Below are 17,611 nucleotides of genomic sequence, written 5' to 3'. Positions count from 1 at the left end.
CGGGTCGGCCGCTCAGTCGATGAGGTAGGCGGCGCGCGCGCTGCGTTCCGCACCGTCGCCGTCACCCGCGCGCAGGGCCGCGCTGAGGTCATGGAGCGAGTCTTCGATCCGCCGGCCCGCATCCGGCTCGATCACCCAGGCGCGCAGAGCTCTGATCAGCGCGAACGACGTCTCGCCGACCATGGCTCGGTGCACGTCGTTCAGCGACTGCGAGGCGAGGTGTGCGTACAGCTCCACGGCCGCTCGGGCGTACCGCTCGCGATCGTCGACGCACGCCGCCACCTCATCCACGCGATACGCGGCATCCTCCCTCGCGCCTTCGGCGAGCCGGAGTGCCGCCGCGCGTGAGAGCACCGACAGCTGCTGGCCGAGGAACTCCCGCCAGCCGGCGACCTCCTCGTCGGCGAGGGGTGTCACGCGGGTGTAGCGACTGGGGGCGAGCACGATCATCCCGATGCGCTCGAGACGTTGCAGCGCCTCGCGCACCGGGGTGCGCGAGACTCCCATCGCCGAGGCGATCGCGTTGTCGTTGACCGAGTCCCCCGGCGACAGGACGCCCTCGGCGATCTGTCGACCCAGGCGTTGGAACACGATGTCGGCGAGCGAGCCGTGCGGCGCCGCCGGTCTGCCCAGATGGATCACGGTCGAGTCCCCTTCGGTGCGAACAGCGAGGCGAGGCCGTCGGCCCCGATGAGTGTCGAGATCACTGCGCTTCCCCCTTCCGGGCGTCGTCGTCGGTGCGAATGCATCCACCTCTCAAGACCTCCGGCGTGCCGGTATATGACGCGGGCTCTGTGAATCCACCGGATTATCTTGCACACATGTGTGCACATTACGTACCATGGAGGAATGACCACCCGTGCTCCCCGCCGCGACTCCGTCGAGAACCGCGCCGGAATCCTCGACGCGGCCCGCGCCACTCTCGCCGCCGACCCGCGCGCGTCGATCGACGTCATCGCCCGCAGCGCCGGCCTCTCACGCCGCACCCTCTACGGGCACTTCGACGACCGCGATGCGCTGATCCGCGAACTCATCGTCAGCGGCGCGCAGCGCTTCAACGCGATCGCCGAGTCGGTCGAAGACGCCGACGCCCGCATCGCGCTCGCCCGCCTCGCCGGCCGCCTCTGGCAAGAGGCGGCGCACGTGCAGGTCGCCGCCGCGCTCGCCCTCGACGAGGCCCACGTCGAGCACACCGCCGACGCTCTCGCACCCCTGCGGCGCAGCGTCGCCGCCCTCGTGCGTCGCGGCCAGGACGACGGCAGCTTCCGCACCGATCTCACCGCACCGACGCTCGCGCGGCTCATCGAGGAGGTCGCGCGCACGGTCGTCTCGCGCACCGACGCCTCGAGCACGGGCGCGGCGAGCCTCGCCGTGCGCACCCTGCTCAGCGTCGCCGGACTCTCGTGGCGCGAGGCCGATGCGTTGCTGACGGCCAACCCCGAACTGATCGAGGAGGTCGGCGCATGAGGATCACCCTGCACGAGGTCAGCAAGGGCAAGAACGGTCAGGCGCTCCCGGCCATGAGCCTCGAGTTCCACACCGGCGCCGTGCGCTTCGCGATCGCCGAGACCGAGCAGCGGCCCACCGTGCTGGGGCTCATCGCGAGCGGACGCATGAAGCCCGACACCGGACGCGTCACGATCGACGGCACGACCGACAACCGGATGCTGCGGCGCACCGTCGCGCTCGTCGATGCCCCCGACGTCAGCGATCCGCATCCCGACATCACCCTCGCCGGAGTCGTCGGCGAGGAGCTCATGTTCGCGGGCCTCGGCGCGACTCCGCTGCACGCACGGCGGTGGCTGACCCAGCTCGGCTTCGGCGAGCTGGCGGGCGTGCCGATCGGCAACGTCGACCCGGCCGCTCGCGTGCGCATCATGTGCGAGCTCGCCGTGCTGCGCGAGGGCACGCAGGCCGTGGTGCTGGTCGCTCCCGACCGACACGGCGGCAGTCCCGACGGCTGGTGGCGCATCGCGTCGGAGTTCGCCGACCGCGGCTACGCCATGCTCGTCATCGTCGGGGGTTCGGCCGCCGTCGCCCTGGAGCGGATGCACGAGCTCGAGGCCATCAACGCCTCGGGCCCCATCGAACCACTGGTGCTGGCCCAGCCCGCGCCCGAGCCCGAGCCGGAGCCCGAGCCGGAGCCCGAGCCGGAAAACCCAGACCAGTCGATCGACGCACGGCCTGTCGGCGACGAACACGCCGCTGCGGCATCCGATCGTCCGGGTTCTCCCACCCCCGGGGCGCCCGAGCAGCTCACCGACGACACCACCGAGAACGGAGCCGACCGATGAAGGTTCCCGCCATGATCGCCGCGGAACTGCGGCGACTGACCGCGAGCACGATGGGTGTGATCGCCCTGATCGCGCTGGTGTGCGTGCCGATCCTCTACGGCGGCCTCTACCTGTGGGCCAACCAGGACCCGTACGCCAAGTTCCCCGAGGTGCCTGTCGCCCTGGTGGTCGACGACCAGGGCGCGCCCGAGCCCACCACGGGAACGGATGCTTCCACCGGCGAGACCGTGAACTACGGCGAAGACGTGGCCGACAACCTGATCGAGGGCAATGCCTTCGACTGGCAGCGCATGAGCGTCGACGAGGCGGCGGATGCTCTGCGCCAGGGCACCGTGGACTTCACCGTGACGATTCCCGCCGACTTCTCGACGGCGCTCACCTCGGCCGCCGGCGATGATCCGCACCAGGCTCGCATCGAGCTCGAGACGAATGACGCCAACAACTACCTCGCCTCCTCCATGGGAACGCAGGCGGTGGAGAAGATCCGCAGCTCGGTCGCGCAGACCGTGGGGACCCAGGCCGCCGAGCGCCTGCTCACCGGCCTCAGCGATGTGCGCGACAAGCTCATCGAGGCCACCGACGGCGCGACCCAGCTAACCGACGGCGCGAACACCGCATCGTCGGGCAGTGCGACGCTCGCCGACGGCACCGCTCAGCTCGCGGCCGGTACGGCGCAGCTCGCCGAGGGCGCGAACACCCTCGCCTCCGGCGCGCAGCAGGTCAGCGACGGCAACCGCCAGCTGGCGGACATCGCCGATCGGGCGGGCTCGGTCGTGCAGCAGGCGACGGATGCTCTGCCGCAGGTGCGCACCGACATCTCGAGCGTGCTCACCGAGCGCGGTCTCACCCCGGAGCAGATCGACGAGGTGCTCGCGACACTCGACCCCCTCGCCACGCGCCTGCAGGACGGCAACGCGACCGTGCAGAGTGCGGTCGGCAAGGTCGATCAGCTCGCCGACGGTGCCGCCGCCGTGGCATCCGGCGCCTCGCAGCTGGCATCCGGCGCGGGCACGGTGGCGACCGGAGCGGCGTCGGCCAACGACGGCGCCGCCCAGCTGCGCGATGGGCTCGGCACCCTGGCGAGCGGCACGGCCGAGCTGCGTGACGGCCTGTCGAACGGCGTCGACGCCATCCCGGCATCCACTCCCGAGCTCCGCACCCAGCAGGCCGACACGATCGCCGACCCGGTGAAGGTGTCGAGCGACAAGGTCGCGTCGGCCGAGGACTACGGCGCAGGTCTCGCACCGTTCTTCGCCGCGCTGTCGGCCTGGATCGGCATCTACGCCCTGTTCCTCATCGTGAAGCCCATCTCGCGGCGCGCGGTCACGGCTCTCCACTCGCCGATCCGCGTGACGCTCGCGGGATGGCTGACACCCGCCATGCTCGGCGCCGTGCAGATGCTGGGCCTCATGGGCATCCTCGCCATCACGCTCGGATTCACGTTCGACAACCCGGTCGGCACCCTCGGGGTGATGATCGTGGCGTCGGCGACGTTCGCGGCGATCATCCTCGCCCTGAACGTGTGGCTCGGGTCGGTCGGCCAGTTCCTCGGCCTCGTGCTCATGGTGCTGCAGCTGGTGACCGCGGGCGGCACGTTCCCCTGGCAGACCCTGCCCGCGCCGCTCGCCGCGCTGCACCACGTGCTGCCTCTCGGCTATGTCGTCGACGCGATGCGCCAGCTCATGTACGGCGGCGATCTCGCCCGAGCGGGCTGGGATCTCGCGGTGCTGGGCATGTGGCTCGTGGGCGCCCTGACGCTCGCCGCCATCGGCGTGACGCGCATGACCCACCGGCGCACCCTGCGCGACCTGCAGCCGAGCCTGATCGGATGATCGATGCGCGGGGCCCTCCCGGCCCCGCGCATCTGCCCCTGTGGGCGATATGCCGGCTATGGGTAGGATGCCGGGAGTGCAGTCGTGATACGCACTCGGGGGCTCTCTGGGACTGAGTCCCACCGCGCCACCTGAAAGAGTTCTCGATGATGACAACCGGCTCGACGGAGATCGTCGACACTCCGCACCATTCCGACGACGCTCCGCGCCGCTCGCTCGCCGCCCGCATCGGACGGATCGCGTTCCTCGTCGTCGCCGCGATCGTCGTGGTCGCGGTCGCCGCGGCGTTCTTCGTGACGTGGACGATCCAGCGATCCTTCCCGCAGACCGAGGGCGAGATCCCGCTCGACGGGCTGCAGGCCGAGGTCACCGTGCAGCGCGATGCACTCGGGGTGCCGACCATCACCGCCGACTCGACCGACGACCTCTTCTACGCGCAGGGCTTCGTGCACGCGCAGGACCGGTTCTTCGAGATGGACTTCCGCCGGCACGTGACGGCCGGGCGAGTGGCCGAGATGTTCGGCGAGTCGCAGGCCGGCACCGATGCGTTCCTGCGGACGCTCGGCTGGCGCACCGTCGCCGAGGCCGAGGTCGCGGCGATGGACGACGTGACCCTCGGCTACTACGAGGCGTACTCCGACGGCGTCAACGCCTATCTGCAGTCGCGCTCGGGAGCCGAGCTCTCGCTCGAGTACGCCGTCATCGGCATGCAGAACCCCGACTACACGCCCGAGCCGTGGGAACCCGCCGATTCCGTCGCGTGGCTGAAGGCCATGGCCTGGGACCTCCGCACGAACATCGAGGACGAGACCGAGCGTGCCCTGCTCGCCGCGCAGCTCGCGGACGGCTCGGATGCCGCGACGACGCGGCAGACGCTCGACGAGCTCTACCCCGGCTACCCGTTCGACGAGAATCCGGTCATCGTGCCCGAGATCTCCAGCGTCCCCGCCGTCGGCACCGACGTCGAACCCGCGGCCTTCAGCGCCGACGACGACGGCGCCGAGATGCAGCACGCCGTCACCACGATCGACTGGCGCGAGGCATCCGATGTGATCGAGGCCGCCAGCCTGCTGGTCGGCGATGTCGGCGAGGGCATCGGCTCGAACTCCTGGGTGGTCTCCGGCGACCTCACCGACTCCGGCAAGCCGCTACTCGCGAACGACCCGCACCTCGGAGCATCGCTCCCCTCGGTCTGGTACCAGGTGCAGCTGAGGTGCTCCGAGGTCACCGCCGAGTGCCCGTTCGACGTGGGCGGGTTCTCGTTCTCGGGACTTCCGGGCATCGTGATCGGACACAACAGCCAGGTCGCGTGGGGATTCACCAATCTGACGACCGACGTCACCGATCTCTACGTCGAGCGCATCGAGGGCGACCAGTACTGGCGCGACGGCGCACTCGTGCCTCTCGAGACGAGCACCGAGACCATCAAGGTCGCCGGCGGCGACGACATCGAGCTCACCATCAGGTCGACCGTGCACGGTCCGATCATCTCGGGTCTCACCGACGACTTCACCGCCATCGCCGAGACTCCCGAGCCCGGCCTCGCCGCCGGAGGGGCCGGCCTGACCCCGCCCGGGGGTGACGGATCGGAGTATGCACTGAGCCTGCGCTGGACCGCCCTGGATCCCGGCACCAGCGCCACCGCGATCTTCGCGCTCTCGACCGCGCAGGACTTCGACGACTTCCGCCGTGCCGCATCGCTGTTCGACGTGCCCGCGCAGAACCTGATCTACGCCGACGTCGAGGGCAACATCGGCTACCAGGCGCCCGGACGCCTTCCCGTGCGCGGAGCCGGCGACGGATGGCTGCCGCAGCCCGGCTGGGACAGCGCCTACGACTGGACGGGGTTCATCCCGTTCGAGGAGCTGCCGGTGTCGTACAACCCCGGTTCCGGGTACATCGTGACCGCGAACAACGCGATCGTGACCGAGGACTACGACTACTTCCTCACGAAGGACTGGGACTACGGCTACCGGGCCGCCCGCATCGTCGACCTGATCGAACGCCGTGCCGCGGCGGCGCCGCTGACCGCGCAGGACATGCGTGACATCCAGATGGACAGCGAGATGTGGATCGGCAAGCGTCTGACCACCGCGCTCGACGGCGTCGAGGTCGACGGGGCGGGCGTCGAGGATGCGGTCGACCTGCTCCGCTCCTGGAACGCCCAGAACACGGCGTCATCGGCCGCGGCCGCCTACGCGAACGTGCTGTGGTCGAACCTGGTGCAGAACATGTTCGCCGAGCGCGACGAACCGCTGCCGATCGGCGGCCAGGGGCGGCTGTTCACGGTGGTGTCGGCGCTGCTCGACGACCCGTCGAACCGGCTGTGGGCCAATCCGCAGCTCGGCGTCACGAGCAGGGACGAGATGCTCGCGTTCTCCGCCGAAGAGGCGTACGACGAGCTGTCGGCGCTGCAGGGAACGAACGTCGACGCCTGGAAGTGGGGCGATCTGCACGCGATCACCCTCACGAGCGACACGCTCGGTTCGTCGGGCATCGCCCCGATCGAGGCTCTCTTCAACCGTGGTCCGTACGCGGTCGGGGGCGGCGCGTCGATCGTCAACGCGACCGGATGGGATCTGGGAACCTCGTACGCGACGACCACGGTGCCCTCGATGCGCATGGTCGTCGACCTCGCGGACTTCGACGACTCGACCTGGATCCACCTCACCGGCGCCTCGGGGCACGCCTTCCACGAGCACTACACCGACCAGACCGCCGACTGGGCGACCGGAACCCAGCGCCCGTGGGCGTCGTCGACGAAGGCGGTGGATGCCGCGGCGCGGCAGACGCTCGTGCTGACTCCGGCCGGGTAGGTGCCCCGCGCTCAGGCGGCGAGTGGGGCGGATGCCGCGGCGGCGCGCCGTGCGATGACCCAGATGCCGAACGCGGCAGCGAGGAAGATCGCGGCGAGCATCGCCCATCCGGCGAAACCGTAGGTGATCGCGGTCGCGTTGACGACGATCGGCGAGGCGAGCGCACCGAGCGAGAAGCCCATGCCGAAGACTCCCTGATACGCGCCCGCGCGCACCTGGTCGGCGAGCTCGAAGCTCAGCCCCCAGGCGCCGGCCTGCGACAGGATCTCGGCGAACGTGTGCGCCACCATCGCGAGCACGAGCACGGCGACGGCCGCCCAGGTGGGAAGACCGGCCGCGAGCGCGTAGATGAGGCACGCGGCGACCATCAGCCAGCCCGCGATCATCGTCACCCGGCCGGCGACACGCAGTTCATGGGTGCCCCGCGAGGCCCGCACCTGGAACAGCACGACCAGCGTGGTGTTCACGATCAGGAGCAGCGCCACGGTGACCTCGGGCGCGTCAGTGTTCTCGGTGACCCAGAGCGGCATGCCCAGCTCGGCCACGCCGAACTGCATCCCGAAGACGGCCGACAGCACGGTCAGCAGCAGGTAGCGCGGATCGCGCCACGGCGACCGCCGGTTCCAGTCCCTGCGCTCCGAGAGGGCCGCTGCCGCGGCATCCGTGTCGATGGACCCGGTCTCGGTGCGCACCTGCCCGACCCGCGCCCTGGCCGGTGCGTCGACCGCAGCAGTGAGGCGCAGCAGCGGGAGCGAGCCGAGCGCACACACGACACCCGCGCTCGCGATCACGATGCGGTATGCCTCGGGAGTGCCGAGGGCGAGGGCGATCGCACCGAAACCGGATCCCGCCGCGATCGAGAGGTTGGTGACGGTGCGCAGCACGGCCCGGGCGTGCACCCGGCGGTCGGCCGCGAAGCCGCGCGCGATGATCGCGGAGCGCGCCGAGTGCCCGATCGAGTCGAAGAAGCCGCCGAGGCTCGCGAGCACGAGCGCCGAGACGAAGTCGCCCGCGAACGCGTACGCGGCGAGCAGCAGTCCGCCGAGGAGCTCGAACGTGAAGGCGAGCCGACGAGCGCTCCACCTGTCGGCGAGCCATCCGCCGAGGAACGACGCCACGACGCCGCATCCGCTCGACACCGCGAGCACGACCGCGGCCTGAGCCGCAGAGAGCCCGATGATCTGGGTGAAGAACAGCACCGTGACCGCGAGGAAGACGCCGCGTCCGACGCGCGAGACGGCCGTCGCGGTGAACAGCGCCCGGAGCACCGGATCGCTCAGACTCGCGCTCATCCGGGCGAGGAGTCCTGGCTTCGCGCCTCTCGTGGACTCTGCCGGAGCGGTCTGATCGGCGTCGGGGTCGGGGTCGTGCGAGGTCACCCTTCATCCTCGCACGCGACTCTTCGCCTGATTCTCGGTGTACCGGCATGCCCGTGCGTCCGATGGGATTCGTCGGCGGACCGCCGCTCGGTTAGCGTGGGTGGGTGGTCTCCAGTTATCTCGCCCCCCAGGGAACTCCCGTCACCCTTCTGGAGTTCGAGCACGCCGGCGCGACGCTGATCGCCGAGACGTTCGGCGAGGGCAAGCGCACGTTCCTGCTGCTGCACGGCATCGGCATGGGGCGCAGCGTCTACCTCGACGTGGTGCAGCGTCTGCAGGGTCGGGTCGTCGCGCTCGACCTGCCCGGCTTCGGCGAGGCCCCCGAGCCGACGCGCACCCTCACCATGGAGCGTCACGCAGACCTCGTCGCCGCCTATCTGCGGCACGCCGGCGAGAAGCCGGTGGTCGTCATCGGCCATTCGATGGGCAGCCAGATCGCGGCGGAGCTCGCCGCACGGCATCCGGCGCTCGTCGAGGGCGTCGTGCTCGCGGGCCCGACCGTGAACAAGGCGGCGCGCAACCTCGGCGCTCAGGCCAGCTATCTGCTCACCGATCTCGTCGGCGAGCGCCCTCTCGTCATCTGGCGTGGAGCGCGGGAGTACCTGCGCGGCGGGCCCCACCTGATCCGCAAGATCAAAGCCACGATCGCACACCAGCCCGAGAGGGCCTTCGCCCGCATCGACTGCCCGGTGCTCGTGCTGCGCGGAGAGAGCGATCCCCTCGCGCCGATGAGCTGGTGCCGCGAGATCATCGACGAGATCCCCGGCGCCGACCTGCGGGTGATCCCCGATCACGGTCACGGCACGCTGATCAGCGACTCCGAGCCCGCCGCGGCGCTGATCCAGGACTTCGCCGACCGTCTCTGAGCTCGGTCTCGCCGTCGCTCCGTTCACGACTCAGCATGAGCGGTCCGCAGGTCGACGATCTCGGCGTGATCTCGACTCTCAACGCCTGTTCCTGCTGAATTGTGAACGCGTGACGTCGCTGAACCGGGGCCCGAGCACCGCGATTATCTGCTCCAGCGAGCGTCAGACCGATTCCTGATCCCCGAAGATGTCCTTGGCGAGAGGGCGAACGGTCACATAGCCGAGACGCGCCGCGGCGATGTCGCGCTCGCGATCCTCGCCCTGCTTGTCCCACCCCTCATGGAACTCCTTGCTGTCGCACTCGATGATCAGCCAGCCCTCGACGATGAAGTCGACGTATCCGACACCGTCGAGATACACCTGCGTCTCGTAGGCGACGCCCATCGTCCGCAGCAGCAATCGCATGAAAGTCTCCGGTCCCGACGCGGCCGACGCGTCGACGAGCGCGAGCAGCGGGCGGAAACGCGCAGGCAGCGCGGCGAACACCGCCGCCACCTCGTCGCGGGTGAGGAGTCCGTGATGAAGGACGCTGTCGACCGTGGCGATCGCCTCGCGCGGGGCCTGGCAGAGAACGGAGTGCGCGACGGCATCGATCAACGGAGCCGCATGGAGGCTTTCTCGCGCGTCTGTCACCACCTTCCAGTGCAGCACGACCTTTCGCTCCTTCGTGAGTCGCAGACGAGACGAACCCGGCGTCACGAGGACATGGAGCTCTCGGCAGCGGATAACGAAGACACCGAGCAGGACGAGGAGAGACAGGCAGGACAGCCGCCCGCCGATGCGGACGGCCTCGACAATGTCGCGGTGCGTCGACGACAGTGCGTACCGATCGCGACGCACGTGCAGCAGTTCTCCTCGCGCGACTGCCGCAGCGGTCAGACGTCCCGTGAACCCCCGGTGCATCAGCTCCGATCGTGTGAACACCGTGTGCGCATAGGCGTCCGCCGCGCGATCGGCGACAGTCTTCTCCTTCTTCCCCATCGACGAAGTGTGCGGGCGGCGGCGTGCTTCGATGCCTGTGATCCCGCGTTGCGGGGAGGGCACTCTCGAGATCGAGATCGGTGCAGCAGAAGTGCCTCGGCGGATCGTCGTTCACTACTCAGCATCGATCCCGTGCCGAGCGGTCCTACGGCCCCTTTCGCCCCCACCAGCACACATTCATGCTGAGTTGTGAACCGAGTGAGCCGGTGCCCTCCTCAGCGCAGCGGCGGAGGCGTCGTCGGCAGCAGCAGCGCGTTGCGGCGCGACCTCGTCAGCAGCAGGGCGAAGGCTCCCAGAGCACCCATGATCACGGCGAAGGCGATGCCGAAGACGATCAGGAACAGCGTGACGGGCCCCTGCTCCATGAAGCCCGCGACCAGCGCGACGATCGCACCGATCACCGCGATCGCGGTCACGCACCAGCCGGCGATCATCGACACGAGGTAGCCACGCGGGCCTGCGTGGCCGGGACGCACGCCGAACCGCGTGCCGAGGTACCAGCTCCACTGCGAACCGGTCCACCACCGGCTGGCCTGCCGGGTCATCGGGTACCACCCGGCGTCCGGCCCGTCGACCTCGCCGGGCAGCGGTCGCACGACCGCGTCGACGACCGGCGCCGACTGCGGAGCGGGGAGCCTGCGTACGGCGCGGGAGTACGCGGCGCCGCAGAGCCAGAGCGCGCCGACCGCCGTCAGGAGCACCGGGAGCACGAAGTTCCCCGGGTTCTGCGTGATCACGGCCGCCGTCACCTGCATCAGCCCCAGCACGAGGAACACGATGCCGAGGACCACCCCCATCGCCGGCGGCTCGACCGCGAGCGCATCGGGCCGCGGCGTACCCTTGCGGACGCGGTACGGAGTCCACGTCGCGCCGTCCCACCAGCGGACGTCGGCTGTGCCCTGCACCTGGTACCAGCCCATGGCGGGAGTCGTCGGGGGCGTCTCCCGCTCATGCGCGGTCCACTGCGCTCCGTCCCACCAGCGCTGGCGTCCGGGCGTGCCGGCGTCGTACCATCCCTGCGGTGTCGACATCTGTCCGCCCGTTCCTCAGCCCGCGGCCGGCGGGGTCTGCTTCGACTCTGCCAGCTCGTCGACCACGAGACTCCGCTCGTCGGTCGTGCCGTTGCGATACGCCTGGCGTCCGACGATGTGCGCCGACAGCGGCGCGGTCGCGAACTGCATGAGCACGATCGGAGCGACGAGCGCGAGACCGACCAGGATTCCCCCCACCGTGCGCATCGACACCGCGATCGCCAGGCAGATGAGCACGAGGCCGAGCACCTGCGGCTTCGTGGCCGCGTGCAGCCGCGAAGGCACGTCGCGGAAGCGCAGCAGGCCGACCGCGGCCGACAGGCAGAGGATGGCTCCGAGCAGGATGAGCACGAGCACCGCGATGTCGATCACGGAGTCGGGGATGCTGAGACCGAACACGTTCATGGTGTCGTGTTGTCCCTTCTCGCGACGAAGCGGGCGACGGCGATCGAGCCGAAGACGCCGACCGCCGCGATGATCAGCATGACCGGGATGTTGCGCGTGTGTCCGTTGATCGCCATCTCCGCGCCCAGCACGCACATGACCTCGGTGAGCAGCACATCGGAGGCGACGGCACGGTCGAGGATCGACGGGCCCCGCACGATGCGGATGATCGTGAGGATGGCCGCGACGCCGAAGACGATCGAGATCGCCAGCATCAGGATGTTCATCGGACACCGCCCTTCGCTGCCCGCTCATCGGCCTTCAGGGCACGGTACTGCGAGGGGGCGCCCAGCGCACGGACGACGCGACGTTCCCACCGCAGCACGCCCTCGCGCTGATTCTCGACGTCGGCCCTGTTCCGCACCCCGATCACGTGCAGGTACAGGATCTGCCGGTCGCGGTCGGCCTCGACGATGAGGGATCCGGGGATCAGCGACGACACCACGGAGACGTGGGTCATGATCAGGTCGTCCGCGTACTTCAGCGGCACCGCGATGATCGCCGCCCCCGGCTGCCTGCGGAAGTCGAACACCTGCGCCGTGACCGAGAGCGCCCCGCGGAACATCGCGAGCAGGAACTGCACCACGAACAGCGCCGCGTACCAGACGTTGATGCGGCCCGACAGCTCGACGGTCGGCAGCCGGAACACACGCGTGACGAACACCGCCACGACCAGGCCCGACAGGAACGCGAGCACCGTGAACTGTCCCCACAGCAGCATCCACAGCACGATCAGCCACGCGAGGAACGGCAGCTGCACGCCGATGTCGCGCCAGATGTGACGACGGGTGGTGCGGCTCATCCGTCCACCTCGTCTTCCAGCTGCACGAGGCTCACCGGCTCGAGCAGGGCCGCGCCGATGCGGTCGCAGAGCGCGTAGAGCGGACCGGCGAACACGGTCAGCGCGACGGTCACGCCGACCATGCCGGCGGTCGCGACGGTCATGATGCGGGGGATGCGGCGGCGCTCCTGCTGCTCGTCGGCCGCCGGCGCGTTGCCCAGGTACGAGATGCGACCTTCGGTCTCGCTCGAGTCCTCCTCCTCACGCCAGAAAGCGAGGTTCCAGGCGCGCATCAGCGCGTAGAGGGTGAGGAGCGAGGTCACGATGCCGCCGATGATCAGCACGATCATGAGGGGCGTGCCGACGGATGCCGCGGCTTCGAACAGCGCGAACTTGCCGATGAAGCCCGAGAACGGCGGGAGTCCGCCGAGGTTGATGGCGGGGATGAAGTAGAGCACCGCGATCACTGGAGCGACCTTGAGCAGCCCCTTCACCCGCAGGATCGACGTGCTGCCGGCCCGGCGCTCGATGAGCCCGACGGCGAGGAACAGGGTCGTCTGCACGATGATGTGGTGGACGATGTAGTACACCGTCGCGCCGATCGCTGCGGGTGTCGCGATCGCCAGTCCGAAGATCATGTATCCGACATGGCTCACGAGTGTGAACGAGAGGATTCGTTTGAGCTCGGCCTGCGCGACCGCTCCGAGCACGCCGACGATCATGGTCGCGAGCGCGATGATGAGCAGCAGCGTGTCGATGCTGTTGTCGGCGAACAGCTGCGTCTCGGTGCGGATCAGCGCGTAGACGCCGACCTTGGTCAGCAGGCCGGCGAAGACCGCGGTGACCGGGGCCGGAGCCGTCGGATACGAGTCGGGAAGCCAGAACGACACCGGGAAGATGGCGGCCTTGATGCCGAACGCGACCACCAGCATGAGGTGCAGCACGAGCTGCGTCTCCTGTGGGATCTCGGTCATGCGCTCGGCGATCTGCGCCATGTTGACCGTGCCGAGCGCGCCGTAGATCATCGCGATCGACGCGAGGAAGAGTATCGACGACACGAGCGACACGACGATGTACACGGCACCGGTGCGGATGCGCGACTCGGTGCTGCCGAGCGTGATGAGCACGTACGACGCGACCAGCAGGATCTCGAAGCCCACGTAGAGGTTGAACAGGTCGCCCGCGATGAAGGCGTTGAAGATTCCCGCCGCGAGGATCAGGTACGACGGGTTGAAGATCGAGATGGGAGTCTCGTCGGTACCGTCGGCGACACCCTGTCCGATCGAGAACAGCAGGACCGCGAGCAGCACGATGCTCGAGATGAGCACCAGCAGGGCGGCGAGGCGGTCGACGTAGAGCACGATGCCGAAGGGCACCGGCCATCCTCCGACCGACACCGCCAGCGGAGCGCCAGAGTCGACGGCCACGAGCAGCACCGCGGCGATCACCGAGACCACCGCGAGCGTCGCCACCGTCACGAAGACCTGCAGGCGCGCGTTGCGTCCGAAGATCAGGGTGATCGCGGCGCCGAGCAGCGGCACGGCGACGAGAAGGGGAACGAGAGCGCTCATCGGCGGTCCTCCCCTTCATCCGTGCGTTCGTCGCGGGCTTCGCCTGGTCGATCTTCGCGGCGTTCATCGCCGCCGGCATCCGCATCCGCGCGCGCGCCGGCATCCGCACCATCGCCGCCGCCGGCGTCCGACTCGTACGAGGCCGGTCGATCGACCGGTGCGTCATCGTGGATCGCGGGGTGGTCGCGCATGTGCAGCACGGTGATGGGTGAGGTGTCCACACCCACGAAGTCGGTCGTCGCTTCGTCGTCGGCCGTGTCGGCCTCGTCCTCCATGAGGTCCTCGTCGGCATCCGTGCGCTCGCGCAGCGCGATGTCGGCCTCGTCGTCCTCGACCGTGTCGGCCTGGCCGAGCTGCCAGGAGCGGTAGATCAGCGCGAGCAGGAACGCCGAGACGGCGAAGGTGATGACGATGGCCGTGAGCGTCAGCGCCTGCGGCAGCGGATCGCTGATCTCGCCCTCGGCTCCGTAGAACGGGGCACTGCCCGGAACACCCATCACGATCAGGAGAAGCAGGTTCGTGGCGTTGCCGAGCAGCAGGAACCCGATCAGCACGCGCGTCAGGCTGCGCTCGAGCATGGCGTAGACGCCGCACGCGAAGAGCACGGCCATGATCACGATCAGGGTCAGCGAGATGTCCATCAGATGCTCACCCCGCCCCGCGGGCCGATGCCCTGAGACTCACGCAGCGCTGCGGACTGCCGGTCGACCTCTGCGCCGAGGCTGCGCAGCACGTCGAGCACCAGACCGATGACGACGAGGTACACGCCCACATCGAAGATGGTCGAGGTGACGAACTCCATGTGCCCGATTCCGGGGATCTCCCACTCCCAGAACGTGCTGGTGAGCGGGGCCATGCCGAAGAACAGGGGGACGACGGCCGTGCCGACCGCGAGGATCAGGCCGGTGCCGAGCAGGCGGCCGGCGTCCGTGGGCGCCGCGGCTCCGAGCTCCCAGCGACCACCCGCGATGTAGCGCATCACGAGCGCCATGCCCGCGACCAGACCGCCCGCGAAACCACCACCGGGCAGGTTGTGCCCGGCGAACAGCAGGAAGATCGACACGACGATGATCGTGTGGAAGAGGATGCGGACGATCACCTCGAGCAGGATCGAACGGTTCTCGGGCTTGACCTTCGCGCCTCCGACCAGCCAGGCGCGGGGGTTGCTCTCGTTCTCGGCGGTCTGGAACCGCACGCCCTCGGTCGTCTCGACGAGAGGACGCGCACGGCTCGCCCGCCGTCTCGAGTTCGGCAGCGTCCTGGTCGCGGCGAGCATGTCGGCGCGGTGCGTGACGAACACGAGAGACGCGACACCGGTCGCCGCCAGCACGAGCACCGACAGCTCACCCATCGTGTCCCAGCCACGCAGATCGACCAGCGCGACGTTCACGACGTTCTTGCCGTGGCCGATCTCGTAGGCGAGCTTCGCGAAGCCGGTCGAGATGGGCTCGGCGACACGCGACTGGGTCGCCACGATCGCGACCAGCGCCATCGTGAGTCCGACGCCCACGCCCAGCAGGGCACGGGGATGCGGCCGACCGAGGCGTTGTGCTCGCCCATGCGCGCGGGCAGTCGACGCAGCACCAGGGCGAATGTCACCATCGTGACCGTCTCGACGAGGATCTGCGTGAGAGCGAGATCGGGGGCGCCGCTGGTCGCGAAGAGCACCACCATGCCGAGGCCGGTGATCGATACGAGCACGACGCCCGTGTACCGCTTCTGCGCCCGCACCGCGAGCACACCGGCGACCGCCATGAGCGGGGCGACAACGAGCTGAGCAGGGGTGTGCCACGCCGACAGCTGGAACCGGTCGATGTCGCTCGCGAGCAGCGCGGTGATCTCGGCCGCGACGAACACCACGAAGATCGTGCCGACGTAGACGGGCAGCGAACCGCGCTGCGTCAGCGTCGTGCTGAGCACCGAGAGCCGGTCGACGCCGCGCACGACGAGGTAGTAGACGTCGGCCGCGGTGAACGGGATCATGCGGGCCTTGCGGTCCCATCCCGTGCGGATCGTCAGCAGGAACAGTCCCGCGCCGAGCAGGATCGTCAGGATCGAGATGCCGAGCGCGGGCTCGAAGCCGTGCCAGAGCGCGAGATGGCCTGGGCCCTCGGCCGCCACGCCCTCGGCATCCAGACCGGGCGTCGCCGTGAGGGCGTATCCCTGCAGCGCCGTGTCGAGCGCCGGGGCGCCGATTCCGGCGGCGAGAGTGAGGCCGGCGAGGATGATCGGCGCCGAGAGGAAGCCGACGGGCGGGTCAGGCCAGGCGGTGTTGGGCAGGCGGTCACCCATCGCGTCGCGCTTGGTCCAGAACGCACCCCACAGGAAGCGGATGCCATATGCCGCAGTGAGCATGGAACCGAGAACCACACCGATGATCGCGACGGGACCCCAGGGGGAACCGTGCAACGCGTCGTCGAGCAGCGCCGTGAGGGTCGATTCCTTGGCCACGAAACCGAGGGTGGGCGCGATGCCCGCCATCGACGCCACCGAGATGAATGCCGCTGTGGCCATGACCGGCGCCTGGCGCCCCACGCCGCTGAGCTCGGTGATGTCACGGGTCGACAGCTGACGGTCGATCACGCCGACGATGAGGAACAGCGCCGACTTGAACAGGGCGTGCCCGATGACGAGCGCCAGGCCGGCGAGCGCGGTCGCCTGGGTGCCGTAGCCGACGACGATCGAGAAGAAACCGAGCTGGCTCACCGTTCCGAACGCGAGGATGCGCTTGAGGTCGGTCTCGCGCAGCGCCTGGATGCCGCCGAGCAGCATCGTGATCACGCCGAGCGTGATGATGATCGGGCGCCAGGGGCCGGTGAACGCGAAGATCGGGGCGAACCGCGCGATCAGGTAGATGCCGGCCTTGACCATGGCGGCCGCGTGCAGATAGGCGCTCACGGGGGTCGGCGCGGCCATCGCACCGGGCAGCCAGAAGTGGAAGGGGAACAGCGCCGACTTGCTGATCGCGCCGATGAGCAGCATCACGACGGCGGCGTCGACGATCGCGCCGGTCGGAGCGAGCTCGAGGATCTCGCGGATGCTCGAGGTGCCGGCGTCGACCACGAGCAGCACCACGCCGACGAACATGATGAGACCGCCGAGGGTCGTCACCAGAAGGGCCTGCAGGGCGGCGCGTCGGCTGGCTGCACGGCGCCGGTAGTGTCCGATGAGGAGGTACGAGAGGATGCTCGTCACCTCCCAGAACATGACGAGCATGACCAGATCGTCGGTGAGCACCAGACCGTACATGGCGCCGGCGAAGCCGAGCAGCACCGCGGCGAACTGCCCGATGCCCGCGGAGTCGTCGTGGAAGTACCAGCGGCAGTAGAGCAGCACGAGCGCACCGACACCCGAGACGATCAGCGTCAGCACCCAGCCGAGCACGTCCATGTGCATGGAGAGGTTCAGACCCAGCTGCGGGATCCACTCCACCGAGGCGAAGGGCGCGGGCCCGTCGAGCACCTGCGGCGTGAGCACGAGCGCGTGGATAAATGCCGCTGCGGGAATGAGAGCGGCGACGGCGAATGCCTGAGACCCCAGCCAGCGCACCAGAACGGGCATCAGGATCGACCCGAGAAGGAACACAGCGAGGAGCGTCAGCATATACGCGGCTCCT

At 69.3% G+C, this 17,611-nt stretch carries 14 protein-coding genes and 1 pseudogene; 5 read left to right on the top strand and 10 right to left on the bottom strand.

Annotation, left to right across the window (positions count from 1 at the left end; translation table 11 throughout):
* Positions 1–12: 12 nt before the first annotated feature.
* A complete protein-coding gene (locus IXW21_RS11910) occupies positions 13–642 on the bottom strand; it encodes a GntR family transcriptional regulator (RefSeq protein WP_194764463.1) in 630 nt (209 codons plus the stop codon).
* Between the two features lie 207 nt (positions 643–849).
* On the opposite strand from IXW21_RS11910, the gene IXW21_RS11905 reads away from it, so the two are divergent.
* The 4 genes from IXW21_RS11905 to IXW21_RS11890 all read left to right on the top strand — a co-directional run bounded on the left by IXW21_RS11905 (position 850) and on the right by IXW21_RS11890 (position 6,942).
* Complete coding sequence (locus IXW21_RS11905) at positions 850–1,467, top strand: TetR/AcrR family transcriptional regulator (protein WP_194764462.1); 618 nt, start codon at positions 850–852, stop codon at positions 1,465–1,467.
* The gene (locus IXW21_RS11900) at positions 1,464–2,294 is read left to right on the top strand and encodes a hypothetical protein (RefSeq protein WP_194764461.1); all 831 of its coding nucleotides are present in this window, start codon (positions 1,464–1,466) and stop codon (positions 2,292–2,294) included. Before IXW21_RS11905 ends, IXW21_RS11900 begins: the two co-directional genes overlap by 4 nt.
* Positions 2,291–4,126, top strand: a complete 1,836-nt coding sequence (locus IXW21_RS11895) for a YhgE/Pip family protein (protein ID WP_194764460.1) — start codon at positions 2,291–2,293, stop codon at positions 4,124–4,126. The genes IXW21_RS11900 and IXW21_RS11895 overlap by 4 nt, the downstream gene beginning before the upstream one ends.
* Before the next feature lie 146 nt (positions 4,127–4,272).
* Complete coding sequence (locus IXW21_RS11890; protein ID WP_228528456.1) at positions 4,273–6,942, top strand: penicillin acylase family protein; 2,670 nt, start codon at positions 4,273–4,275, stop codon at positions 6,940–6,942.
* 11 nt (positions 6,943–6,953) lie between these two features.
* Here IXW21_RS11890 and IXW21_RS11885 read toward each other — a convergent pair whose 3' ends face one another.
* On the bottom strand, positions 6,954–8,321 hold the full coding sequence (locus tag IXW21_RS11885) for an MFS transporter (RefSeq protein ID WP_323742236.1): 1,368 nt from the start codon (positions 8,319–8,321) through the stop codon (positions 6,954–6,956).
* A gap of 104 nt (positions 8,322–8,425) precedes the next feature.
* Between IXW21_RS11885 and IXW21_RS11880 the strand changes: the two genes are divergently transcribed.
* Positions 8,426–9,187, top strand: coding sequence for an alpha/beta fold hydrolase (locus IXW21_RS11880; RefSeq protein ID WP_194764459.1), 762 nt, complete (start codon positions 8,426–8,428; stop codon positions 9,185–9,187).
* A gap of 162 nt (positions 9,188–9,349) precedes the next feature.
* Here the strand turns inward: IXW21_RS11880 and IXW21_RS11875 are convergent, their stop codons facing one another.
* The 8 genes and pseudogenes from IXW21_RS11875 to IXW21_RS11840 all read right to left on the bottom strand — a co-directional run bounded on the left by IXW21_RS11875 (position 9,350) and on the right by IXW21_RS11840 (position 17,598).
* Entirely contained in the window at positions 9,350–10,168 is an 819-nt protein-coding gene (locus IXW21_RS11875) for a hypothetical protein (protein WP_194764458.1), read from the bottom strand.
* A gap of 215 nt (positions 10,169–10,383) precedes the next feature.
* Positions 10,384–11,199 carry a DUF2510 domain-containing protein gene (locus IXW21_RS11870; RefSeq protein ID WP_194764457.1) on the bottom strand — a complete coding sequence of 272 codons (816 nt, stop codon included), beginning with the start codon at positions 11,197–11,199 and terminating at the stop codon, positions 10,384–10,386.
* A gap of 15 nt (positions 11,200–11,214) precedes the next feature.
* Positions 11,215–11,604 (bottom strand): monovalent cation/H(+) antiporter subunit G, encoded by a 390-nt coding sequence (mnhG, locus tag IXW21_RS11865; RefSeq protein ID WP_194764456.1) that lies wholly within the window; start codon positions 11,602–11,604, stop codon positions 11,215–11,217.
* On the bottom strand, positions 11,601–11,870 hold the full coding sequence (locus IXW21_RS11860; protein WP_194764455.1) for a monovalent cation/H+ antiporter complex subunit F: 270 nt from the start codon (positions 11,868–11,870) through the stop codon (positions 11,601–11,603). The genes mnhG and IXW21_RS11860 overlap by 4 nt, the downstream gene beginning before the upstream one ends.
* Positions 11,867–12,445 (bottom strand): Na+/H+ antiporter subunit E, encoded by a 579-nt coding sequence (locus tag IXW21_RS11855; protein WP_194764454.1) that lies wholly within the window; start codon positions 12,443–12,445, stop codon positions 11,867–11,869. Before IXW21_RS11855 ends, IXW21_RS11860 begins: the two co-directional genes overlap by 4 nt.
* On the bottom strand, positions 12,442–13,995 hold the full coding sequence (locus tag IXW21_RS11850) for a Na+/H+ antiporter subunit D (RefSeq protein ID WP_194764453.1): 1,554 nt from the start codon (positions 13,993–13,995) through the stop codon (positions 12,442–12,444). The genes IXW21_RS11855 and IXW21_RS11850 overlap by 4 nt, the downstream gene beginning before the upstream one ends.
* Complete coding sequence (locus IXW21_RS11845; RefSeq protein ID WP_228528455.1) at positions 13,992–14,636, bottom strand: Na(+)/H(+) antiporter subunit C; 645 nt, start codon at positions 14,634–14,636, stop codon at positions 13,992–13,994. Before IXW21_RS11845 ends, IXW21_RS11850 begins: the two co-directional genes overlap by 4 nt.
* Positions 14,636–17,598, bottom strand: a pseudogene (locus tag IXW21_RS11840) (Na+/H+ antiporter subunit A). Before IXW21_RS11840 ends, IXW21_RS11845 begins: the two are co-directional and overlap by 1 nt.
* Between the last annotated feature and the right edge of the window lie 13 nt (positions 17,599–17,611).

Source organism: Microbacterium sp. UFMG61 (assembly GCF_015354505.1).
Classification (GTDB): Bacteria; Actinomycetota; Actinomycetes; order Actinomycetales; family Microbacteriaceae; genus Microbacterium.
Note: the sequence above shows the minus strand (reverse complement) of the source record. Positions and strands in the feature narration are given on the sequence as shown.